We start from the raw sequence: 21,598 nt of genomic DNA on the forward strand, positions 1-21,598 counted from the left end.
CTGGATCGATCTTCGATTGATAAACCGGAATCTTTATTCCGTTTTTCAGGTAAAAAAATCAGCGGTCCGGCAAACCGAGACAGCGCCGCAACCGGATTTGCAGCCACGTCCGCAGTTGCCGGCTGGAGAGCGATAAAGGACCGGGGTCGTTCAGCACGCTGTTGACCAGCATGCCGAGAATCATTTGCAGGGTGGCGCGCACTTCGAATTCGAGCGACTGGGCAGCGTTGCCTGCAGCCTTGATGCCGCGCGACTGCGCCAATGCGCTGACGAGACGCGGCACGATCAGCGCCAGAACCTCGTCGTTGGTCGACTTCACGGCGTCCCAGCTGGCTTTGCGCTGCGACGCCCGCAGCAACGACGCGTGATACAGCCCGCGATTGCGCCGGAAGGTCGCTACGTAAAACGAAATGACCGCATCGGCAAGCGTGCCCGCGTCGTTCGACCGCCAGGCAGGATCACGCTCGACGGTCTCCCGCACGTGCCCGAGCCCCTCTTCCATTGCCGCGTTCTGGACGACTTCGAAGAAGCTGTCCTTGCTGTCGAAGCGCCGATAGAACGCGCCAATCGACGTACCCGCACGCTCGACGATATCGTTGATCGACAGATCGTCGAGATTGCCGCTCGCTTCGATCAGCTCGCGCCCGGCGAGCAGCATGCGAACGAGCCCCTGCTGGCTGCGCGTCTGACGCGGCGCCGCGATGGCGCTGGGCTGCGCTTCGCGCCCGCGTGGTGAAGTCGTCGTCATGCGGTGTTCAGCTTCGGTTCGCTGCTCTGAGGAAATGAAGATTCACGACAAACCGGAATCTGGATTCCGGATCGTCCGCGATCAGGATTGCCTTGTCAACCGCATTCAGGGTAAACAAGGGGGTAGGTCACGCGATTAATCAGCCGGCCGCTCAGCGGTCCCTTCATGGGGCCCGCGAGTCGGGAGGCAACAAGCTCTGCGCGGCGCGGTTGGCGTTCTCCATCACCTGTTCGGCGAGTCCCAACGCAGAATATGCAGCGGGCGAAGGCGTGCGCTCGGCCAGATACACCAGCGCGAACTCGAGCGCGAGACGCGGCGGATTGGCGAGCGGGATGCGCGCCAGTCGCCGCGCCTCCAGATCGCGCCGCACCGCGGACGCTGTGGCGAACAGCACGGCATCGGTCTGCGCAACGAAGTCCTTCAGTACCGTCACGTCGTTGCATTCGATCTGAAACGGAATCTGCTCGTGCGCGCGATACTTGAGCAGGCGATGCAGGGCGTCCTTCATGAACGCGGGCAAGCTCACCGACACCAGTGGGAACTCGCGCAACGCCGTAAGCTGCACCGTGTCTCGCCCAAACAAGGGATGGTCCGGCCGCGCAAACCAGCCACCCTCGTGACGCGGCAGACGTTGCAACGTGACATCGGGCGTTACGGGCGGCACACGGCGGTCGGCGACCATGAAGTCGATCTGTTCGGCGTGCAGCTTGGCAAGCATCGCATCGCCTTCGCCGAGTTCGATCGACACCTTGATCTTCGGAAAGCGCCGCGCGAACTCCACCAGCAGGTCCGGCAGCAGCACGACGGCCGCATAGGGCCCGAGGCCGATGCGCACCTCGCCGAGCTCGTGCGCCTTCAGCAGTTCGACGTCGCGGAACAGGCAGCGCGTTTCGAACAGCACGCGCCGGGCGCGCTCGACCAGCAGCCGCCCGGCCGCCGTCATCGCGACGCCGCGCGCGGCGCGGTCGAACAGTTTCATGCCGACTTCTTCTTCGAGCGCCTGAATGCTGCGGCTCAAAGCCGGCTGGCTCAGATGAACCCGCTCCGCCGCGCGCGCAAAGCTGCCTTCCTCCGCGAGCGCGATCAGATGGGTAAGGCGGCGGGAATTGACCTCATGCATAGTTTGCAAGCTCCCGATAACGAGAATGCACTTGAACAATTCACTTATACCACCTCAAATGGGCGAAAACCCAGCGCGCCGCGCAAGAAATGGAGACACGCTTTGCCCACTTTCCTCAGCAGCACGAAACGCTGCACGGCGCTTGCCGAAACGGCGCCGACTCATCCCTCCCAGGCACGTGAGCGTGCGCAAGGTCACCGCTGGGTAATCGTCGCCTCGCTGTTCCTGTTCATGCTGATCAACTTCGCCGACAAGGCCGTGCTCGGTCTGGTCGCGATCCCACTGATGCACGACATGCAGCTGACGCACGGTCAATTCGGCCTTGTCGGCAGCGCGTTTTTTGTGTTGTTCTCGATCTCGGGGATCGCCGTCGGCCTGTTCGCCGACCGCGTCAACATGAAATGGCTGCTCGCCGCGCTCGCACTGATCTGGGCGGTGGCGCAATTGCCGCTCGCATGGCCAACCAGCTTTGCGGTGTTGCTGCTGTGCCGCGTCCTGCTGGGGGCAGGCGAAGGACCGGCTTCGCCGCTCGCACTGCATGTGGTCTACACCTGGTTCGACGACGGCGAACGTAATCTCCCTACTGCGATCGTTCAACAGGGGGCGACTGCAGGTGTCATCATCGCCGGACCGTTGCTCACCTACATCTCGCAGCGGTGGCACTGGCACGCAACGTTTCTCACACTCGGGGCTGTCGGCATCGGCTGGACTGTCTTGTGGCTGTGCCTGGGCAAGACGGGCAATCGTCAGCACAACCCATCACCCACGCTTGCAGTCGAATTGGCGGGCCCTCGTGCTGTGTCATTGCGCTTCCGGCGCATGCTGAGCGACCGCACCGTCATTGGTGTGATGCTGCAATGCTTTGTCGGCTATGCGGTAATCGCGATCGGCTTCACCTGGATGCCTGCATATTTCCGGCTTGGCCTGGGTTTTGCCGCGACCCAGGCCGGTTGGCTGTTCGCGCTGCAAGTCGCGGCGCAGATCCCGCTCGGCATCGCGCTCGCAGTGGCATCGCATCGAATGCTCAAGCGCGGTGTGCCGTCGAAGGTGGCGCGCGGCAAAGTGATCAGCGCGGCATGCGTCGTGAGCGGGTTTGCGTACTGCTCACTGTTGTTCGGTGCGCCGCCGTTCGTCAAAGTCGCCTTGATGGGACTCGCCAGCGCGTTGGCGATCCAGACTTTCACCTTCGGTCCGATGCTGGTCGCCGAAGTCGCGCCGGCGGCACGGCGCGGGGCGCTGCTTGCGGTCACGAACTCGATCGTCACCACCGCCGGACTGATCGGACCCGTCGCGATGGGCAAGCTGCTCGGCGTGGCAGGCGACGCGCGTGGCTATGAGATCGGCTTCGCGGTGACCGGCGTGTTACTGCTGGTTGTGGGTATAGGGGGGTTCGCATTGATCGATCCACAACGGTCGAAGCAGCGCATGGAAGCCACGCCTGCGTAAAACTCGCGACCGCGCTTTTGCACGGCTTTCGCGCCCGCCCGCGTCGGAGCGCTCGCGGCAGCGTGTTCGCCACCGCGAGTTACGCCATGAATGTGAACGGCGAGCACCGCAGCACGGTGGAGGGTAATCTGGGCGCGCGCTGGAGTTGGTAAGGGCTCAGAACTGATGCCGTATACCGGCCATCAGGCCGATCTGACTACCCTTCTGCGCAAGACCGACACCATTGACGCCCTGCAACTGCGCCCCGATCAGGTCGCCCCGGTATAGCGAGTAATCGCCCTCCAGATAGACATCCGTGCGCCTCGACAGGTTGTAGTCGGCGACCAGTTGGTACTGCCATGCCGAACCGTCCTGCGCGGCGGTCTTGCCGTCCTGCAAAGTACGCCAGACATTCGCGGCGAAGTGCCACGTGGTGCCGACCTGCTGCGTGATGCCGCCCATGATCATGCGGCGCCGCGAAAAATCCGTGTACTTGAGCGCAGCCAACGCAGGCGCGGTGAACGGCCCGTTGGCGAAATTCGAAAAACCGGCGTCATTCTGATCGACGATATAGCCGACGGAGAAGCGGGTCATGTTCCACGTGTACGAACCGCCGAAGGTCCACGCTTTCGCGGCTGCGCCGTTGACCGAATCTTTCGACTCCTGATACGCGCCGCCGAAGGTGAACGGGCCACCCGGTGCATAAGCAAGCGCCAGGCCGACCTGGCTGCCGTACGAATTGCCTGCGTTACCGCCGAATGCGTAGCCGGCGGCAAGATGGAAGCCGGCATATTTCGCCTGATACTGGACCTGGTTGCTGGTCCAGATACCACCGGTCATGGTCACTTCCGGCTGAAAGCTGAAATCGTATGGAATCCAGAGATTACTGCCGTAGCCGCCGATGGTAATGCCCTCGATCATCACGTTGTACTGACGGCCGAGGATCACTTGACCATAGGAGTCCGAGCGCACGCCCACTTGCGCCTCATTGAAGAACGGCAGGGTGGGATCGCTTTGGCCGCCGTTCATGTAGAAACGGTTTTCGAGCTTGAAGAACGTAGACCAGCCGCCGCCCAGATCCTCGACGCCCCTTATGCCCCAACGGCTCTCGGTCATGCCGCCGTTGCCGAGCCCGATCGACGAATCGCCGGCTGTGTTGGCGTGGGTCAGATATCGCACACTTTCGTCGATCACTCCGTAGAGCGTCACGCTCGATTGAGCATGCGCCATATGGCACGCCAACGCTGCGGGCACAGCTGCCATTGCCCACCTGGATACGTTCTTCATATTGTCTCCTCGTACAGGTTTCCGCTTTTCGCGGATATTTCGACACCGTCACGCCTGATGCAAAGTACCGGCACGCTGCTCATTGAGGCCGCGCAGATCGACGGTCAAGGTGAAGGGCCCACATAGAATCCCTGCACGACGGCCAATGCAGGCCGTTTGAATGACCTGATGAAATGCACGTGGGTGAACCTTAGCGCGAAACCGGGACCGTAAGAAAATAGACTGAAGTAAGTGTTGTTATGTCATCGAAGTGCTTGCAGCTTGCAGGAAGCACGCGTAGACGGTGGGGTCATCGCATCCCGGCGCGGACGATTTTGATATCGTATGAACTATCGCTGCTCTTCTGCTCCTGTTAAGCCGGTTTAAAAGTCAGACTAGCCATTCGGCCGACTACCGCGATCCGTGCCGCGACCGCATACTGACCGCCGACCCTTCACACCGCCCGTTCTTTTCGTCACGCCACAAACCCATGAGCACCACCGCCCCGCCCGCGCGCCGCACTCCAGATAGCTTCGCCATCCTGTTGATGGTCGGCTTGTGTGCGATCTGGGGACTCCAGCAAGTCGCGATCAAGAGCACCAACGCAGCACTGCCGCCGGTATTCCAGGCGGGCCTGCGCTCGGCGATCGCGGCCTTGCTGGTATGGGGCTGGGCACGCTCACGCGGCACGCCGCTCTTTCGCGATGACGGCACATTGGGCGCGGGCTTGCTCGCGGGCGTGCTGTTCGCGGGGGAATTTGTATGCATTTTTCTCGGCCTGACGCTGACCAGCGCGTCGCGCATGGCGGTCTTTCTGTACACCGCACCGTGCTTCACGGCGCTCGGGCTGCACTGGTTCGTCGACGGCGAGCGGATGCGGCGCATTCAGTGGCTCGGCATCCTGGTGGCGTTTGCGGGTATGACGCTGGCGTTCGCGGACGGCTTCCTGCACGGGCATGCGGCGCAGGGGGCGACACTGACGGGTGTCGCCGGTGACGCGCTCGGCGTGCTGGCCGGCATCGCGTGGGCCGCGACCACCGTGGTGGTGCGCGCCACACGCCTCGCCCAATCGAGCGCCAGCAAAACGCTGTTCTATCAATTGATGGTGTCGGCGATCGTCCTGCTCGCACTTGCGCTCGGGCTCGGCCAGGCGCACGTGGCAACCGTCACCCCGCTGGCGGTGGTGAGCCTCGCGTATCAGGCGGTGGTCGTGGCGTTCGTCAGCTATCTGGTGTGGTTCTGGCTGTTGACGCGCTACATCGCGTCGCGCCTGTCGGTGTTCTCGTTCCTGACACCATTGTTCGGCGTGACCTTCGGCGTGCTGTTGCTCGGCGAGTCGTTCAGCCTGCGCTTTCTGATGGCGGCGGTGCTGGTGCTGACCGGCATCGCGCTGGTCAATGCACCGGTGAAGCGGCCAACGGTTTAGAAACGTGGGTGGGATTTCATGCGCGCTGCAGGGCGCAGCGCGCTTGCTTCAAGCCTGAACTGCGCAGTTCACGCCTCGTCAGTTTCTGCGGCGGCGGCCGCTGCGCCGCGCGTCGGCGAAGCCGCCACGATCTGCGCCACACGCACGTACTCAGCCACCGGCACGTCTTCGGCGCGGCGTTGCAGATCGAAGCCTAGCGCCTCGAAATCCACCGAGTCACGAAACGCGGCCAGGGTGTTGCGCAGCATCTTGCGCCGCTGCGAGAAGGCCGCCATCACCACTTCGCCAAGTACACGCTGGTCCACGGGCGGCAGTTCATGCAGTTCGTACGGGATCATCCGCACAATCGCCGAATCAACCTTCGGCGGCGGGTTAAATGCTTCGGGCGGCACGTCGAGCTGCTTGTCGATCACGTAGCGGTATTGCAGCATCACCGAAAGGCGGCTGAACGCCTTGGTGCCCGGCTCCGCCACCATGCGCTCGACGACTTCGTTTTGCAGCATGAAATGCTGATCGATCACGCGATGCGCGAACGCGGTCAGATGAAACAGTAACGGGCTCGAAATGTTGTACGGCAGATTGCCGACAATGCGCAGCGACGCCTTCTCGCCTGGTGCAGCCAGCGTTCCGAAGTCGAACGCGAGCGCATCGCCCGCATGCAGTTCGAGCAGGTCGCCGAATTTTTTCTTGAGGCGGCCGATCAGATCCCGATCCAGTTCCACCGCGTGCAACGGCGCCTCGGGCGTCGCCAAACGCTCGATCAGCGGCTCGGTGAGCGCGCCGAGCCCCGGCCCGATCTCGACCATGCGCTCGCCGCGCTGCGGCCGGATCACGTCGACGATCGAATCGATCACGCCCGTATCGACCAGAAAATTCTGTCCGAAACGCTTGCGCGCGATATGGCCTTGGTGCCGGCCCTGCTGCTGTCTGCTGGTGGACATCGAAGAAACGCTAAGAAAGAGAACTGCTTAAAAGAGAGCAAGCGGAACAACCCGCAATCGCGGCAAACGCTGATAAAACCGTGCGATCTCGCCGCTGAAACGGCCTGCCCGGCAATGCTACGCCATCGACGCCGCTGGATCAGACCGCTCGGCGGGAGGACGCGATCGACACGGCAGTATCAGCCCGCGCGGCGGTGCTGCGCCATCGAAACCGCCGTATCGATCGCGGCGATCAGACTGCCTGCGTCGGCACGGCCGGTGCCGGCCAAGTCGAGCGCTGTGCCGTGATCGACCGAGGTGCGGATGATCGGCAAGCCGAGCGTGACGTTGATGCCTTCGCCGAACGTTGCGTATTTCAACACCGGCAGGCCCTGATCGTGGAACATCGCCAGCACGCAGTCGGCCTGTTCCAGATAACGCGGCTGGAACAATGTATCCGCCGGATAGGGACCGGGCGCGTCGATACCTTGTTCGTTCGCGAGCTTCAGTGCGGGAGAAATCACCTCGATTTCCTCGCGGCCCAGATAACCGTTTTCGCCCGCATGCGGGTTCAAACCCGTCACGAGAATACGCGGCGCGGGCAAACCAAAATGGTGACGCAGATCGTGATCGACGATGCGCAGCGTCTCAACGATGCCTTCGATCGTCAGCGCGGCGGAGACGTCTTTGAGCGGCAGATGCGTGGTAGCAAGCGCAACGCGCAACGGGCGCCTGCCGGTGCCGGCCAGCATCATCACCACGCGCGGCGTGTGTGTGCGCTCGGCCAGATATTCCGTGTGGCCGGTGAACGGCACGCCGGCATCGTTGATGGTGCTTTTTTGCAGCGGCGCGGTGACGATCGCGTCGAACGTGCCAGCCACGGCGCCGTCGATCGCGCAGTCGAGCAGATCGAGCACGTAGCGGCCGTTGGCGGCGTCCAGCTTGCCGGCCAGCGAGGGCGCGCCGAGCGGCCGATGCTGCACCTGCACGCGCTTGCCGTCCGCCACCAGCGCAGCCCAATCGACGCCAACCGCGCGCGCGCGTTCAGCCAGCAAATCCGCATCGCCCAGCACGGTGAACTGTGCTCCCGGCCAGTGCGCCGCCGCGCCCGCCAGCGCCTGCGCGGTCAGTTCGGGGCCTACGCCGGCTGGCTCGCCGGTCGTGATCGCGATCTGCAACGGAAGGCTGGTGGACTGCGCGGCGGTTGTCATGATGCTTATTGCGAGCTGGTCAGAGTGGGCTTCACTTCCACGTAGGCGGTGTCGCGCAGTTCGCGCAGCCAGTCAGCGTAAGCCTGTTCCGCCTTGCGCTGACCGATCGCCTGACGGGCCAGATCCATCTGCTGTGAAACCGAACCTTCCGATTCGCGACGGCCCAGCACCTGAATCAGGTGATAGCCGTATTCGCTGCGCACCGGGTCGCTGATCTGACCGTCCTGCAAGCTGTTCATGGCACGCTCGAATTCCGGCACTGTCTCACCCGGGCTGATCCAGCCGAGGTCGCCACCTTGCGACGACGAACCGTCTTGCGAGTAGGTGTGCGCGAACTTCGCGAAGTCGCCACCTGCGGCGATCTGGTTCTTGATTTCGAGCAGTTTCTGACGTGCCTGCGGTTCGGACATGCCGTCGCCGACGCGCAGCAGGATGTGGCGAACGTGCGTCTGCACGAGCTTCGGTGCATCGGAGCTGGTGCCCTGCCCCGCGCGACGATCGACGAGGCGCACGACTTCGAAGCCATCGTTGGTGCGGATCACATCCGGAGCGACCTCGCCCGGGCGCAGAGCCGAGGCGGCCTTGACGAACTCAGGCGGCAGCTTGGACGGCGGCAGGAAACCCGTATCGCCACCTTTCGACGCATCCGGCGCTTGCGAATTCGACTTCGCCAGTTTTTCGAAGTTGGCGCCGCCCTTGGCTTCAGTCAGCAGGGCCTGAGCCTTTTTCTGCGCGGTTTCGATGTCGGTTTCCGAGGCGTTCAGCGGCGCTTTCACGAAGATGTGCTGAAAGTGCAGATCGCTCGTCAGGCCGGAGTTCGGGCCGCGCTGGCTGGCAATGTAGTTCGCGACTTCGGCGTCCGATACCGTGACCTTGCTGTCCACTTCCTTCTCACGCAGACGCGAGAGCGTGAGCTCGGTGCGCGCGTCGTTCGTGAAGGTGGTCCAGGGCACGCCTTGCGCCTCGATACGCGAGCGATACATGTCGAGCGACATGTTGTTCGCCTGCGCGAGCCGCTCGAGCGTTTTTTGCACGGCGGCGTCGTCGATGTTGATGCCGTCTTCCTTCGCCTTCTGCAACTGGATGCGTTCCAGCACCATCTGGTTGAGCACCTGCTGGCGCAACTGGTCCATCGGCGGGACCGGTGCGTTCTGCTGGTTCAGCCGGTGGGTGATCAGGCCGATGCGCTCGTCGAGCTCGCGCCGCGTGATGACACCATTGTTGACCACTGCGGCAATAGTGTCGACCGTCTGGCCGCTATTGCTGGAGAGCGCCTGCGCCTGAACCGGCGCAACCGACAGGAAAGACGCCACAGCGGCAAAACCGGCCGCAAGCGTTGCCAAGCGAAGCTTTTTCATGATTGCCACAGATACTCCAATGATGTCGGGCGCGCCTGGCCCGTCTTTTCGCATTCTATAAATGATCGGGCGAGCGTCATTCGTAATTGGTGAAACGCGCTTCCGGCGGCGGCGGCGGCGGCAACGGCGTGTACCCCGCCACGCTGGCGCGGAACGCGGAAATCAGCCCGTTGTCGACGCTCGACAAGCCCTTGAACGTCAACTGCGCGAGAAACCGCGTGCCTGTCTGTTGCTGGGAAGAAGTGTTCACCCCGTTCGCATAGCGCTGAATCCCGGCGCCGAGCGTCCAGCAGTCGGCGTCGTATTGCAGGCCGATCAGACCGTCGACGATCCGATGGCCGCCCAGGTCGTAATTGAAGCGGCCTACCCCGTACACACGGTGCGTCAGCGGCCACTGCCCCGAGATCAGCACCTGATTGATCGGCTGGTTGTCCAGCGTGGTGTTCGCGCGGGTGTAGCGATACGCGACATTGATCACCTTGCTGGTAGCCGGACTGAACCCGAAGCCGATGCTCGTCTTCGTCAACTGATTGTTGTCGGCATTATATTGGAACGCCGTTTCCGACGCGAAACCGGCGCCGAGCTTGAGCGACGCACCCACGATCAGGTCCGAATGCGTGGCCTGCGTGCTGGTCTGCGTAGGCAGCAGCGTGACGCGCTGATCCTGAAAGTAATACTGCTGCGCGATCACGAAGCGCGCGCGTTCGTCACCCGTGGCCGGGTTGATGAAGCGCGTGGTAATCGCCGCGGTCAGACGGTTCGCGTCGGCGATCCGGTCGTTACCGACGAATGTGTTCGGCGTGAAGATTTCCGCCAGCCCGAAGTCGGAGTCGGCCGTATCGAACAGCGGCGCGTTTTCCTGGTTGCGGTACGGCGTGTAGACGTAGTAGAGCCGCGGCTCCAGCGTCTGGATGTAATCCTCGCCGAAGATCCGCACCGAACGGTCGAAAATCAGCCCGGTGTCGAAGGAGAGCGTCGGGATCGACTCGGTGAAATTCTTCGGCGTACCGGGTGTAGCAATATTGTTCAGGTTGTACGACGCAAAGTGCCACTGCACCTTCGGCGTCACAAAGTAACCCGGCCCGACCACCGAATACGACAGGTACGGGTTGAACATCACCCGTTGACCCTGGGTCGTGTCCGCGGTGGTGATGCGGAAATTCGAGTAGTCGGCTTCCGCGCCGTAGTCGAAGCCGCCGACGTTGTACTTCGCGTACTTCACGTTCAACTGCGGCTCGCGGCCGTATGGCGCCACCGAAGGCGTCAGCGTCTGCCAGTGCTGTTCGCGGGCGAGCACCGACCACGGGCCGTTGTTGTACGTCAACCCTGCTTCCTGTTGATACAGGAGCTGGGTGCCGTTCATGAACTGGCTGACCGACGACGACAGATCTTCCGGATACGTGTTGTCCGAGACCTTGTTGTAGTAGATATAACCGCCGAACCCGTTGCCGAAGTTCTGGTTGTGCTGGATGTACAGCGCGTAGCGGTTGGTGTGGGTCAGGTGGTCGTCCGGCAGATACTCGCCGGTGATCGAACCGGAATACGTGGGCGACAGGTAGCGGAACGTGGTCTGCAACTGCACACCGCGCTTCGAAATCAGGCGCGGCGTGACCATCAGATCGCGATTCGGCGCGATGTTGAAGTAATACGGTACCGACAGTTCGAAGCCGTTCGACGAACTGAGCGAGAACGTGGGCGGCAGCACCCCGCTGCGCCGTTCGCCCGACAGCGGGAACGACAGCCACGGCGACGCGAATACCGGCACGCCCTGGAAGAACAGCACGCTGTTATACGCGACGCCTTCGTCCGCGCCGGTGTCGAAATCGAACTCGCTGCCCTTGATGTACCAGGCCGGATTCTCCGTGCACGAGCACGCTGTGTACGTACCCTTCGTGAACACCGAGCGCTCGTTGTCGAGCAGGTCGACGCGCTCCGCGCTGCCCGAGCCACCCGTTACGTTGAAGTGGTACTTCGGCGCGGACATGAAGCCTTCGCTCGAGTCCACCCGCATATGCGCTTCCGGGCCGGCGAACGTGGCGCCGTTGTTGTTCAGGTGAACCTGGCCATATGCGTCGGCCATGTCCGTGTCCTGATCGTAGTGCAGCGCGTCGGCCTTGATCACGAAAGTGTTACGCCGCACCTCGGCCGAGCCTTTCGCGGCCATGTCCTGGTCGGTGGTGCCGCTCGTCGTGTCGCCGAGCACGAAGGTGGCCGGCTTCTGGCCTGATTGCAATGGATGTTCTTCGAGCTGTGGGGCAAGCTGCATGCCCCAGGGCGCGTCGATAGGTTGCGGCTGCGCGGCTTCCCCCACTAGCTGGGCGTGGGCAAGCGCGGGCATCAGGCCCGGAACGGCGATCAACGCCGCTACGAGCCGCCTTTTGCGCGGCACTACGGCACAAGAGGGAGTCGTTTGGGAAAGCTGTCTAGGCGGCATGTATCGTTTGGCGAATCGACCCGTCCATCAGCTCCTGCAGTCACGATCCACCGCCTGCACATCCCGACCGTGACAGTCGGCTGCACATCAATGTTTACAATCTGTCGAACGATGAGGCGGGCGGTAAAGCAGAATGCGCGAAAACTGGCGTGAGTCGCGTCAAAAAAGTCGTGGGGTATTATATGGCAAGACGTTGCCCCTCTGAATTTGCTGCCGGTTTTCATGACGCTCCCCCCTTCCAAAGACACTACCCAAGATTTCACCGACTGCCGCCTCGAACTGCTCAAGGCCTGGCTGAACGCCCATGCAGCGCGCTATGCGCTTGATCTCGACACGCTTCTCCCGGCTTCGTCCGACGCCAGTTTTCGCCGTTATTTCCGGCTTGCCGGTAAGGCGGCGGAAGGTGAAGGCATCGGCACCCTGATCGCCGTCGATGCCCCGCCGCCCGAAAAGTGCCGCGAATTTGTGCAGATCGCGCAATTGCTCGACGCTGCCGACGTGCATGTGCCGCGCGTGCTGGAGGTCGATTTCGACGCCGGGTTCATGCTCGTCACCGATCTGGGCACCGATTCGTACCTCGGCGCGCTGACGCAAGCGCAAAGCGCGGATGAACCCCGCCGTGCCCGCTCGCTGATGCATGACGCGCTCGATGCGCTGATCCGCTGGCAGCTCACGTCGCGCGAAGACGTGCTGCCGCCGTTCGATGAAGCTTTCCTGCGCCGCGAGATGGAGTTGCTGCCGGAGTGGTTCATCGGCCGCCATCTGGGCCGCGAGGTCGACGAGAAGACCCGCGGGCTGCTCGATCGCACCTTCGCGCTGCTGATCGCGAGCGCCCGGGCGCAGCCGCAGGTGTTCATGCTGCGCGATTTCATGCCGCGCAATCTGATGATCGCCGCCGCGCCCAATCCCGTGAATCCCGGCGTGCTGGACTTCCAGGACGCGGTATACGGCCCGATCACGTACGACGTCGCCTCGTTGCTGCGCGATGCGTTCCTCAGCTGGGACGAAGAGTTCGAGTTGGATTGCTTCGTGTACTACTGGGAGCGCGCGAGAAAAGCGGGCCTGCCGGTCGATCCGGATTTCGGCGAGTTCTACCGCCAGCTCGAATGGATGGGGCTGCAACGGCACATCAAGGTGCTGGGCCTGTTCTGCCGGATCAACTACCGCGACGGCAAACCGCATTACATGAAGGATCTGCCGCGTTTCATCGGCTATGCCCGCAAGGTCGCGGAACGCTATGCGCCGCTGCGTCCGTTCGCAAAGCTGCTCGACGAACTCGAAGGCCGCGCGAATGAAGTCGGCTACACGTTCTGACCGATGACGATGTCTCTGAAGAAAGCGATGATTTTCGCCGCCGGGCGCGGCGAGCGCATGCGTCCATTGACCGACACGCGCCCGAAGCCTTTGCTCGAAGTGGGCGGCAAGCCGTTGATCGTGTGGCAGATCGAACGCCTCGCGAAGGCAGGGTTTCAAACCATCGTGATCAATCACGCATGGCTCGGTGAACAGATCGAGGCCGCGCTCGGCGACGGTTCGCGTTGGGGTGTACAACTGCGCTACTCGGCCGAGCATGAAGCGTTGGAAACCGCGGGCGGAATCGTGCAGGCGTTGCCGCTGCTCGAAGATGACGGTACGAGTGAAGTGTTCGTCGCGGTCAGCGGTGACGTGTGTGCGGATTTCGATTACGCAACGCTGAATACTCGCGCTGCAAAACTCGCGGCAATGCCCGAGCCCGGTATGCACCTCGTGATGGTGCCGAACCCGGCATTCCATCCGAACGGTGACTTCGGTTTGGTCGATGGAATGCTATCGCTCGACGCCCAGCCGCGCTTCACGTTCGGCAATATCGGTCTATACGACACCCGCATGTTCCGCGATCTGCCGCGCGGCACGCGGCGCGCGCTGACACCCTACTACCGCGAGACGATTGCACGCGGTCTCGCGAGCGGCGAATTGTATGAAGGTTTGTGGGAGAACGTCGGCACACCCGCGCAACTACAGGCTTTGGATCAGCGTCTGAACGAACGCTGATCGCGGCAAGACGTTGAGCGGCACCATGCGATAACGCGGCGCTCAACATACAACGACCAAGGCCAGGAGGTCGGCGCTGAAGGCCAGGCGCTCCGCGCCGGGCACGCTACACGTGCCATCCAACAAGCACACGCGGCACACCCCGCCGCCGCAAAACTCACCGCCCGCCGTCCCCCGCCCCCACCGTTTCAGCCGACTCCGGCGCCTCTGCGGCACGCTGCTGCAGTGCCCACATCTGCGCGAACAAGCCGTTCGCACGCAGCAATTCGGCGTGCGTCCCACGCTCGACGATGCGCCCCTTGTCCATCACGATGATCTGCTGCGCATGCACCACCGTCGAAAGACGGTGCGCGATGATCAGCGTCGTGCGCTCGCGGGCGATCTGATCGAGCTCATGCTGGATCGCGCGCTCCGAACGCGAATCGAGCGCCGACGTGGCCTCATCGAACAGCAGGATCGGCGGATTCTTGAGGATGGTCCGCGCAATCGCAACACGCTGCTTTTCTCCGCCTGACAACTTCAGGCCACGCTCGCCGACCGGCGTTTCGTAACCCTTCGGCAGCCCTTCGATGAAGTCGTGAATATGCGCCGCGCGCGCCGCCGCAATCACTTCTTCACGCGTGGCCGACGGACGACCGTAAGCGATGTTGTAGTAAATGGAATCGTTGAACAGCACCGTATCCTGCGGCACGATGCCGATCGAAGCACGCAGTGAATCCTGCGTGACGTCGCGAATATCCTGACCGTCGATGGTGATCGCGCCGCCCGTCGCGCGGTCCAGATCGTAGAAGCGGAACATAAGCCGCGCGAGCGTCGATTTGCCTGAGCCGCTATGGCCGACCACCGCCGTGGTACTTCCCGCCGGAATTGTGAAGCTCACGTCGTGCAGAATCTTCCGCGCCGGCTCATACGAAAAGTTCACATGCTCGAAGCGCACCTGCGCACCGCTCACCCGCAACTCTGGCGCGTCCGGCACATCGGGCACCTCCTGGGCCGCGCCAAGCAGCGTGAACATGCGGTCCATATCGGTGAGGCTTTGCTTCAGTTCCCGATACACGACGCCGAGAAAATTCAGCGGAATGTAGAGCTGCAACATGAAGGTGTTGATCAACACCAGGTCGCCGAGCGTGAGGCGCCCAGCCATCACGCCTTCGGTCGCGCGCCACAAAATGAACACGAGACCCGTGCCGATAATCGCCTGCTGCCCGAAGTTCAGCGCCGACAGCGAACGCTGCGATTTGATCGCAGCCGTGCGATAGCGTTTGAGATTTTCGTCGTAACGTTGCGCTTCCCACTCTTCGTTGCCGAAGTACTTCACTGTCTCGTAGTTGAGCAATGAATCGATCGCGCGCGAATTCGCCTTTGAATCGAGATCGTTCATCGTGCGGCGAAAATGCGTACGCCATTCGGTGACTTTCACGGTGAATATGATGTACGCGGCGAGCGCAATGAACGTGACAATCGCGTAATACGCCTCATATTTGATGACGAAAAACCCGAGCACGAGACCGACTTCGACCAGTGTCGGCAGAATGCTGTAGAGCGAATACGAAATCAGCTGCGTAATGCCGCGCGTGCCGCGTTCGATATCGCGCGACATGCCGCCCGTCTGCCGATCGAGATGAAACCGCAACGACAGTGCATGCAGATGGCGGAACACTTTCAGCGCGAGCTGCCGCACCGCGCTTTCGGTCACCTTCGCAAACAGAATTTCGCGCAGCTCGGTGAAAAGCGAGGTGGACAGCCGCACCACTGCATAGGCGACCACCATCAAACCGACCCCGCCAAGCAGCACGATGCCCGGTGAATCATGCGCGCGGCCGAGCGCGGTGAGATGCTTCACCGAGGCGAGGCCGTCGATGATCCGCTTCATCACGATCGGCACGCCGAGATTGGCGACCTTCGCGCCAATCAGGCAGCTCAACGCAAAGCCCACGCGCCATTTATAGGTGGCGAGATATGGGAGCAGCGACAGGATCGTTTGCCAGTCGTTGCGCGGCTGGGTCGAGATCGGTGAAGGTTCGGACGAGGGCGTACGGCGCATGGGATCGGCTACTGGGGAGAGTGTGGAAGCGACGGAGTTCGCAGCGGCGCGTCGACCGGCAGCGTGCAAACCCTGCACCCTGCTTTATGGCTCGCGACCCGGCTGGGCGCTTTCCCGTACAATTCCTGATCTTTCTATTGTCGCAGAAGCTGGCTGGCGCCGCTTTTCATGGGTTGTCCGGCCGTCGGTTGCACGTGGGTCGTGCGGCTGTGCGGTGTCGCTGCGTCGTGCAGTCGTCGTGAAATCCCCCGCCAGCCTGTCGAGCCGACCGAGCCATTACGAATTTCAAGGGTGCCCCGATGACCGATATTCTTCAACTTCCGCAAAAGCATTGCGCGCTGCGCGTCGTGCCGCAACCGTCGGACGCGAATGTCCACGGCGACGTGTTCGGCGGCTGGATCATGGCGCAAGTGGACATTGCCGGTTCGATTCCGGCAAGCCGCCGTGCCAACGGGCGGGTGGCGACCATCGCGGTCAACTCGTTCGTCTTCAAGCAACCGGTTTTCGTCGGCGATCTGCTGAGCTTTTACGCGGATATCGTCAAGACGGGCAACACGTCGGTGACGGTGTCGGTCGAGGTCTACGCGCAACGCATGAGCCTGACCGAAGAGGTCGTGAAGGTCACCGAAGCGACCCTGACCTACGTCGCAACCGATAGCGACCGGCGCCCGCGTGCGCTGCCGGTGCTGGACTGAGCGGCACACACTAACGAAAACGAGGCGCCTGAGCGCCTCGTTTAGCTTCGTAGGTTGTGTTTGCCGGGTTGCGGTTGCCGGCTCAGCGCAAGCACCGCGGAGCCGGTAACCGCTGCCCGGCCTGCAGCCGGCTTGCTGGCTTATTGGCTCGCCGCCGCGCCCGCCGCCGCCTTCTTCTGCGCGTTCTGGAGATCCGTCGGATAGTTCGGATCGTTGCGCGACGGGTTATACCCGTTGCTCTCCAATTGCTTCAGCTCGGCGTTCTTCTTCGCCCGCGCCTGCTTGCGCGCGGCCTTGCGCTGGGCCTTGGTGGTGGTTGCCTTGGAAGCGGCCACCGGCTTGGCGGCATCGGAGTCACTGCCCGCCGAACCACCGCCAGCGCCGCCGCTTTGCGCGAACGCAGGTGCAACAGAAGCCACGCTCAGTACAACCGATGCCAGCAACACAGCCCATTTCTTTGCAGGTGAAGAAGTCATTGTTCTCTCCAGTCGTATTAGAAGATATTTGACGGCGAAACGCCCTTGACGGAGTGCGAGCAGCGAAAGGCGGGCGCAACGCCACGTGAATCGATGCTTCATGGTTCCCGGCGAAGTCTGAGACGGGAAACCTGAATATATACGACTGCCACTCGCCCGGAAACCGCTTTGCACGGTGAAACGCCGCCTAAGTGCCGCCTGAACGGCGCGAGGCGATACTGGCGCTCAGTCGTCGCCATGCAAATAGGCGTCAACCTGCGCTTCGATCCACTGCGCAAAATGTGCCTGTTTCGCGTTCAGAATTTCGCGTTGCTGCCACACCAGCCAGTACGGATAGCGGTACGGCACGCGAATATCAGTGATCTGCACCAGATCGCCCTTTGCGAGCGCATGCGCGACCAGACTGCGCCGTTCAAGCGCGATGCCCTGCCCCAGCAAAACCGCGCCCAGCACGATGTTCGAATCGTTCGCCGACAGCACGACTGCCTCGGCGGCCGGCTCCGCCACTTGCGCCGCCTGACACCATTCGGTCCACGGCGTGTTGGGGCTGGAGATCAACGGACACGCGATCACGTCCTCAGCGGTGACGGGAAGGCGGCCGCCCGGCGCGAGCGTGAAGTGCGGCGCCGCGACTACCAGCACTTCGTCGTCGAACAGTTTCTGCTGTGCAACATCGGGCCAATGCCCTTGCCCCATGCGAATGCCGATGTCACTCACGCCTTGGCGCAAATCCTCGACCTGCAGATTCGTCAGCAGACGGATTCGATAGTACGGATGCGTCTCGCGGAAACTCGCGAGACGCGGCACGAGCCAATGCTGCGCAAACGACGGCACGGTCGCGATGACCAGCTCGCTTTCGTGTGGGCGGGCCTGCGCGCGGCGGGTTGCATGCGTGATGTCGCGCAACGCCGAACGTATTTCGAGCGAGTAGAGCCGGCCTTCATCGGTGAGCCGCAGGCCGCGCGCTTCCCGCACGAACAGCGCGATGCCCATTGACTCTTCCAGCACCTTAATCTGCTGACTCACCGCCGAATGCGTGACATGCAACTCCCGCGCGGCCGGCGTGACGCCGCCGAGCCGGGCAACGGCTTCGAAGCAGCGCAGAGCAGTAAGCGGCGGAATGGGCTTCATGTAAGAAATTCTGACGTAAACCGTCGATTAATGTCGCTTTTTTTGCCTCGGCGAGACGGTTAATCTATGGTTTCATCGCTCTGCAAGTATTGCCTGACAGGCGAACGACCGCATACTTGCCTGCTCAGGCGACTCATATAGATCTTCTAACGGGAATGAGATGAAACTGATTGGAATGCTGGATTCGCCCTACGTGCGTCGCGTCGCTATCTGTATGAAGTTGCTGAAGCTCGACTTCGAGCACCAGTCGATTTCAGTGTTCAGCACGTATGAGGCGTTCGCGAAGATCAACCCGGTCGTGAAAGCGCCGACCCTGATCCTCGACAACGGTCAGCGCGTGATGGACTCGACGGTGATCCTGCAGTACCTCGCCACGCTCGCCGCGCCGGATCAACAGATCTTCCCTTCGCAACCGGAGCATTGCCTGCGCGCCGCGCGCCTCACGGGCCTTGCGCTGGCCGCTTCTGAAAAGAGCGTGCAGATCGTCTACGAACGCAATCTGCGTCCGGCGGACAAACAGCATGAGCCGTGGGTCAATCGCGTGACCGAGCAATTGCACGCCGCTTACCGCGAACTCGAAGAGGAACTCGCATCGGCCCCGCTGCCGGTCGAGCCGAATCATTTCGGCGCGGCCGACGTGGCGGTGGCCGTCGCATGGAATTTCACGCAGATGTTCTTGCCGGAGATCGTCACCAAGGCGGACCATCCACACTTGCAGGCGTTTTCCGAGGCGGCGGAGCAGTTGCCGGTGTTCGTCGCAACGCCAGCGGTATAAACGGCGCGCGAGCGTCGTACTGGCGAAGCGGCATGCTTCGCTGACTGATTTGATGACGCCGCGCATCGCATTCTGTTCGGACAGAAACGCTAAAGCAGCGAACGCGGTGGACATCGGCGCAGCGCAGCGAGCCATCGAACGGTAAGCGCGGCCAGCAACTGGCTTCGCTCATGGCCCATTGCAGACACCGAGACGCCCTGCCGTGATTTTGCCGCCGGCTCGCGCACGGCCCAGGCGTACCGCATTGATGCCGATGCACAGCAGTGTGCCAACCAACAGCGCAGCAGCCGCCCACGGCAGCGCGACCGCGCCGCACCGGTCGATTGCAATGCCGCCGAACGCCCCGCCGCCCGCGATCGCGAGGTTCCAGACCGTGACGATCATCGATTGCGCGACGTCGGCGCCCTCGCCCGCAGCGCGCGCCGACGCGGTTTGAAAGAGCGTGGCGGCGCCGCCGAACGCGAGCCCCCACACACCCACGCCGACATAGACAACAGCCGGCAGATCGCTCGCCAGACCGAGCATCACGGCTGCTACGCCGAACAGCACGACACTGATCAGCGTCAGCCGGCGCAGATGCCGGTCCACCAGCACACCGACGATCGCGATGCTCGCAAGGGCCATCACGCCGAACAGGAGCAATACGGCATCCACGCGCTCCTGCAAATGCGCGAGCGCGAGGAACGGCGAGACGTAGGTGTAAAGGATGGTGTGCGCGAGCACGTAAGCGAACATCACGGCGAGTACGGCCTTGAGGCCCGGCGAGGCGAGCACGCCAAGCAACGTCGTTCGCCGCCCGGCCGGCTGACCAGCGAAGTCGGGCACCTGCCAGCGCACCCAGCCGAGCAGCACGACCGTCAGCACACTCATCGCGCCGAACGTGTAACGCCATCCAATCGAAGCGCCCATCAGCGTCCCGAACGGAATGCCAAGTGACAACGCCACCGGCACGCCCGTCATCGCCACGGCGATTGCACGGCCTTGCAGATGCGCGGGCGCCATACGCGCCGCGTAGCCGGAGAGTAGAGCCCATACCAGGCCGGCCGACACGCCTGCAAAGAACCGCGCGACCAGCGTGAGCGTGTAGTTGGTCGACAACGTCGTTACCGTATTGACGACGACGAAACCCGCGATCGCCATCAGCAGCAGCGGACGACGGCGCCAGCCGCGCGTCGCGATCGCGAGTGGAATCGCCGCCAGCAACGACCCCGCCGCGTACACGGTGACGAGCTGCCCGATCAGTGCCGCCGATACTCCGAAGTCACCGCTCATTTCACGCAGCAACCCGGCGGGCAATGCCTCGGTCAGGATGGTAATAAAACCGGCCGTGGCGAGCGCGAGCAAACCAGACAGCGGCAAGCGATCGGACGATTGTGTCGAGTGTGCCGGGCGCACCGCGGCGCCGGCCCGATCCAGGTCGAATTCGCTCATGGCCGGCTCGACTCCTGAACTCCGGACGAGAGCAGCGCAGCATGGGGAGAAGCGTTGGACAATTCGGACATGGCAGTTCCAATGAATGGGGATGCGGCCATCATACGAACCCGGCAATCGAAGAAAAACTGGGATAGAGTTCCTCAGTCTGCGGACATATATGTCCGGAATCGGAGGCGACGGTGGAAAGTTTGAGTGGGTTTCTGGTATTCGTGCAGGTGGCCGAAACACGCAGCTTCGTCACGGCCGGGCGGCTGCTCGGCGTGTCTGCGTCGGCGGTCGGCAAGCGCATCGCGCGCCTCGAAGAACGGCTCGGCGTGCGGCTGTTTCATCGCAGCACACGCAGCATCACGCTCACCACCGACGGCATGCAATTTCTCGAACGCAGCCGGCGCATCCTCGCCGAAATCGAAGCAGCGCAACTGGAGATGTCGCAAAGCGCCGGCTTGCCGCGCGGGCGCTTGCGCGTGAGTCTGCCGCTGGTCGGTTCGCTGGTGCTGCCGGTACTCGCCGATTTCATGCTGGCGTATCCGGAGATCGAACTGGATCTGGACTTCAGCGACCGCGTGGTCGACGTGATCGACGAAGGTTTCGACGTCGTCGTGCGCACCGGCTCGCTGGCGGATTCACGGCTTGCCGCGCGGCAAATCGGTTCGTTCGGCGTGGTGCTGGTCGGCGCGCCGGCCTACTTCGCCCGGCACGGCACGCCGCAAAAGCCCACCGATCTCGCGGACCATGTCTGTCTGCACTTCCGCTATCCGACGAGCGGCAAGCTGGAGATCTGGCCATTGCGGCGCGAAACGGGTGAGCGCGAGGTGACCTTGCCGATTTCGATGGTTTGCAACAACGTTGAAACGCGCGTGTGCTTCGCAATGCGCGGCTTGGGAATCGCCTGCATGCCGGATTTTTCAGTGCGGCAAGCGTTGAAGGACGGCTCGCTTTGCATAGTGCTCGACGATTACGTGGAGCGGGCGATCGATCTGAGCATTGTCTGGCCGGCCGGACGCAGCGTGCCGCCCCGGTTGCGGGTGTTCATCGATTTCATGGCCGCGCGGATTCTGGCGGACGGCGAGCCGTAACGCTACGCGAATCTCGCATAGCGCTCCG

18 protein-coding genes are annotated in these 21,598 nt (G+C 62.6%); 7 read left to right on the forward strand and 11 right to left on the reverse strand.

The features are described from left to right. Positions 1 to 58: 58 nt before the first annotated feature. Complete coding sequence (locus tag PQR40_RS26260; protein WP_408510141.1) at positions 59 to 748, reverse strand: TetR/AcrR family transcriptional regulator; 690 nt, start codon at positions 746 to 748, stop codon at positions 59 to 61. 163 nt (positions 749 to 911) lie between these two features. After that, positions 912 to 1,868, reverse strand: coding sequence for a LysR family transcriptional regulator (locus tag PQR40_RS26265; RefSeq protein ID WP_408238828.1), 957 nt, complete (start codon positions 1,866 to 1,868; stop codon positions 912 to 914). Positions 1,869 to 1,970: 102 nt separating this feature from the next. On the opposite strand from PQR40_RS26265, the gene PQR40_RS26270 reads away from it, so the two are divergent. Continuing rightward, positions 1,971 to 3,314: an MFS transporter gene (locus tag PQR40_RS26270; protein WP_408510142.1), complete on the forward strand. Its 1,344-nt coding sequence runs from the start codon at positions 1,971 to 1,973 to the stop codon at positions 3,312 to 3,314. Between the two features lie 156 nt (positions 3,315 to 3,470). Here the strand turns inward: PQR40_RS26270 and PQR40_RS26275 are convergent, their stop codons facing one another. Further along, entirely contained in the window at positions 3,471 to 4,580 is a 1,110-nt protein-coding gene (locus PQR40_RS26275; RefSeq protein ID WP_408238822.1) for a porin, read from the reverse strand. A gap of 469 nt (positions 4,581 to 5,049) precedes the next feature. On the opposite strand from PQR40_RS26275, the gene PQR40_RS26280 reads away from it, so the two are divergent. Then, the gene (locus PQR40_RS26280) at positions 5,050 to 5,985 is read left to right on the forward strand and encodes a DMT family transporter (RefSeq protein ID WP_408510143.1); all 936 of its coding nucleotides are present in this window, start codon (positions 5,050 to 5,052) and stop codon (positions 5,983 to 5,985) included. Between the two features lie 68 nt (positions 5,986 to 6,053). Here the strand turns inward: PQR40_RS26280 and rsmA are convergent, their stop codons facing one another. The 4 genes from rsmA to lptD form a co-directional block, all read right to left on the reverse strand. Then, complete coding sequence (rsmA, locus tag PQR40_RS26285; protein ID WP_408510144.1) at positions 6,054 to 6,926, reverse strand: 16S rRNA (adenine(1518)-N(6)/adenine(1519)-N(6))-dimethyltransferase RsmA; 873 nt, start codon at positions 6,924 to 6,926, stop codon at positions 6,054 to 6,056. 179 nt (positions 6,927 to 7,105) lie between these two features. Further along, entirely contained in the window at positions 7,106 to 8,116 is a 1,011-nt protein-coding gene (gene pdxA / locus PQR40_RS26290) for a 4-hydroxythreonine-4-phosphate dehydrogenase PdxA (RefSeq protein WP_408238813.1), read from the reverse strand. Positions 8,117 to 8,121: 5 nt separating this feature from the next. Next, on the reverse strand, positions 8,122 to 9,483 hold the full coding sequence (locus tag PQR40_RS26295; RefSeq protein ID WP_408333220.1) for a peptidylprolyl isomerase: 1,362 nt from the start codon (positions 9,481 to 9,483) through the stop codon (positions 8,122 to 8,124). A gap of 67 nt (positions 9,484 to 9,550) precedes the next feature. Beyond that, positions 9,551 to 11,908, reverse strand: coding sequence for an LPS-assembly protein LptD (gene lptD, locus PQR40_RS26300; RefSeq protein ID WP_408510145.1), 2,358 nt, complete (start codon positions 11,906 to 11,908; stop codon positions 9,551 to 9,553). Positions 11,909 to 12,130: 222 nt separating this feature from the next. Here lptD and PQR40_RS26305 point away from each other — a divergent pair, with 222 nt between their 5' ends. Beyond that, the gene (locus PQR40_RS26305) at positions 12,131 to 13,222 is read left to right on the forward strand and encodes an aminoglycoside phosphotransferase family protein (RefSeq protein WP_408510146.1); all 1,092 of its coding nucleotides are present in this window, start codon (positions 12,131 to 12,133) and stop codon (positions 13,220 to 13,222) included. Positions 13,223 to 13,225: 3 nt separating this feature from the next. Then, entirely contained in the window at positions 13,226 to 13,939 is a 714-nt protein-coding gene (gene murU, locus PQR40_RS26310) for an N-acetylmuramate alpha-1-phosphate uridylyltransferase MurU (RefSeq protein ID WP_408510147.1), read from the forward strand. Between the two features lie 157 nt (positions 13,940 to 14,096). On the opposite strand, the gene PQR40_RS26315 is transcribed toward murU, so the two are convergent. Beyond that, on the reverse strand, positions 14,097 to 15,983 hold the full coding sequence (locus tag PQR40_RS26315) for an ABCB family ABC transporter ATP-binding protein/permease (RefSeq protein ID WP_408238798.1): 1,887 nt from the start codon (positions 15,981 to 15,983) through the stop codon (positions 14,097 to 14,099). A 299-nt stretch (positions 15,984 to 16,282) separates the two neighbouring features. On the opposite strand from PQR40_RS26315, the gene PQR40_RS26320 reads away from it, so the two are divergent. Next, positions 16,283 to 16,678 carry an acyl-CoA thioesterase gene (locus tag PQR40_RS26320; protein WP_408510148.1) on the forward strand — a complete coding sequence of 132 codons (396 nt, stop codon included), beginning with the start codon at positions 16,283 to 16,285 and terminating at the stop codon, positions 16,676 to 16,678. A gap of 140 nt (positions 16,679 to 16,818) precedes the next feature. Here the strand turns inward: PQR40_RS26320 and PQR40_RS26325 are convergent, their stop codons facing one another. Continuing rightward, positions 16,819 to 17,154 carry a DUF4148 domain-containing protein gene (locus tag PQR40_RS26325; RefSeq protein ID WP_408215903.1) on the reverse strand — a complete coding sequence of 112 codons (336 nt, stop codon included), beginning with the start codon at positions 17,152 to 17,154 and terminating at the stop codon, positions 16,819 to 16,821. A gap of 225 nt (positions 17,155 to 17,379) precedes the next feature. After that, a complete protein-coding gene (locus PQR40_RS26330) occupies positions 17,380 to 18,285 on the reverse strand; it encodes a LysR substrate-binding domain-containing protein (RefSeq protein WP_408510149.1) in 906 nt (301 codons plus the stop codon). A 160-nt stretch (positions 18,286 to 18,445) separates the two neighbouring features. Here PQR40_RS26330 and PQR40_RS26335 point away from each other — a divergent pair, with 160 nt between their 5' ends. After that, positions 18,446 to 19,060 carry a glutathione S-transferase gene (locus tag PQR40_RS26335; RefSeq protein ID WP_408510150.1) on the forward strand — a complete coding sequence of 205 codons (615 nt, stop codon included), beginning with the start codon at positions 18,446 to 18,448 and terminating at the stop codon, positions 19,058 to 19,060. A gap of 168 nt (positions 19,061 to 19,228) precedes the next feature. On the opposite strand, the gene PQR40_RS26340 is transcribed toward PQR40_RS26335, so the two are convergent. After that, positions 19,229 to 20,491 carry an MFS transporter gene (locus PQR40_RS26340; RefSeq protein WP_408510151.1) on the reverse strand — a complete coding sequence of 421 codons (1,263 nt, stop codon included), beginning with the start codon at positions 20,489 to 20,491 and terminating at the stop codon, positions 19,229 to 19,231. A 182-nt stretch (positions 20,492 to 20,673) separates the two neighbouring features. Here PQR40_RS26340 and PQR40_RS26345 point away from each other — a divergent pair, with 182 nt between their 5' ends. Further along, positions 20,674 to 21,570, forward strand: a complete 897-nt coding sequence (locus PQR40_RS26345; protein ID WP_408238781.1) for a LysR family transcriptional regulator — start codon at positions 20,674 to 20,676, stop codon at positions 21,568 to 21,570. The last annotated feature ends 28 nt before the right edge of the window (positions 21,571 to 21,598 follow it).

Source organism: Paraburkholderia sediminicola, assembly GCF_046026855.1.
Taxonomy (GTDB): domain Bacteria; phylum Pseudomonadota; class Gammaproteobacteria; order Burkholderiales; family Burkholderiaceae; genus Paraburkholderia; species Paraburkholderia sediminicola_A.

Excerpts from the sequence above, each read along its gene's own strand:
- PQR40_RS26335 (WP_408510150.1), top strand. The coding sequence starts at position 18,446 with ATGAAACTGATTGGAATGCTGGATTCGCCCTACGTGCGTCGCGTCGCT.
- PQR40_RS26275 (WP_408238822.1), bottom strand. The coding sequence starts at position 4,580 with ATGAAGAACGTATCCAGGTGGGCAATGGCAGCTGTGCCCGCAGCGTTG.
- lptD (WP_408510145.1), bottom strand. The coding sequence starts at position 11,908 with ATGCCGCCTAGACAGCTTTCCCAAACGACTCCCTCTTGTGCCGTAGTG.
- PQR40_RS26330 (WP_408510149.1), bottom strand. The coding sequence starts at position 18,285 with ATGAAGCCCATTCCGCCGCTTACTGCTCTGCGCTGCTTCGAAGCCGTT.
- PQR40_RS26340 (WP_408510151.1), bottom strand. The coding sequence starts at position 20,491 with ATGAGCGAATTCGACCTGGATCGGGCCGGCGCCGCGGTGCGCCCGGCA.
- PQR40_RS26320 (WP_408510148.1), top strand. The coding sequence starts at position 16,283 with ATGACCGATATTCTTCAACTTCCGCAAAAGCATTGCGCGCTGCGCGTC.
- murU (WP_408510147.1), top strand. The coding sequence starts at position 13,226 with ATGACGATGTCTCTGAAGAAAGCGATGATTTTCGCCGCCGGGCGCGGC.
- PQR40_RS26260 (WP_408510141.1), bottom strand. The coding sequence starts at position 748 with ATGACGACGACTTCACCACGCGGGCGCGAAGCGCAGCCCAGCGCCATC.
- PQR40_RS26325 (WP_408215903.1), bottom strand. The coding sequence starts at position 17,154 with ATGACTTCTTCACCTGCAAAGAAATGGGCTGTGTTGCTGGCATCGGTT.
- PQR40_RS26305 (WP_408510146.1), top strand. The coding sequence starts at position 12,131 with ATGACGCTCCCCCCTTCCAAAGACACTACCCAAGATTTCACCGACTGC.
- rsmA (WP_408510144.1), bottom strand. The coding sequence starts at position 6,926 with ATGTCCACCAGCAGACAGCAGCAGGGCCGGCACCAAGGCCATATCGCG.
- PQR40_RS26315 (WP_408238798.1), bottom strand. The coding sequence starts at position 15,983 with ATGCGCCGTACGCCCTCGTCCGAACCTTCACCGATCTCGACCCAGCCG.
- PQR40_RS26280 (WP_408510143.1), top strand. The coding sequence starts at position 5,050 with ATGAGCACCACCGCCCCGCCCGCGCGCCGCACTCCAGATAGCTTCGCC.
- PQR40_RS26265 (WP_408238828.1), bottom strand. The coding sequence starts at position 1,868 with ATGCATGAGGTCAATTCCCGCCGCCTTACCCATCTGATCGCGCTCGCG.
- pdxA (WP_408238813.1), bottom strand. The coding sequence starts at position 8,116 with ATGACAACCGCCGCGCAGTCCACCAGCCTTCCGTTGCAGATCGCGATC.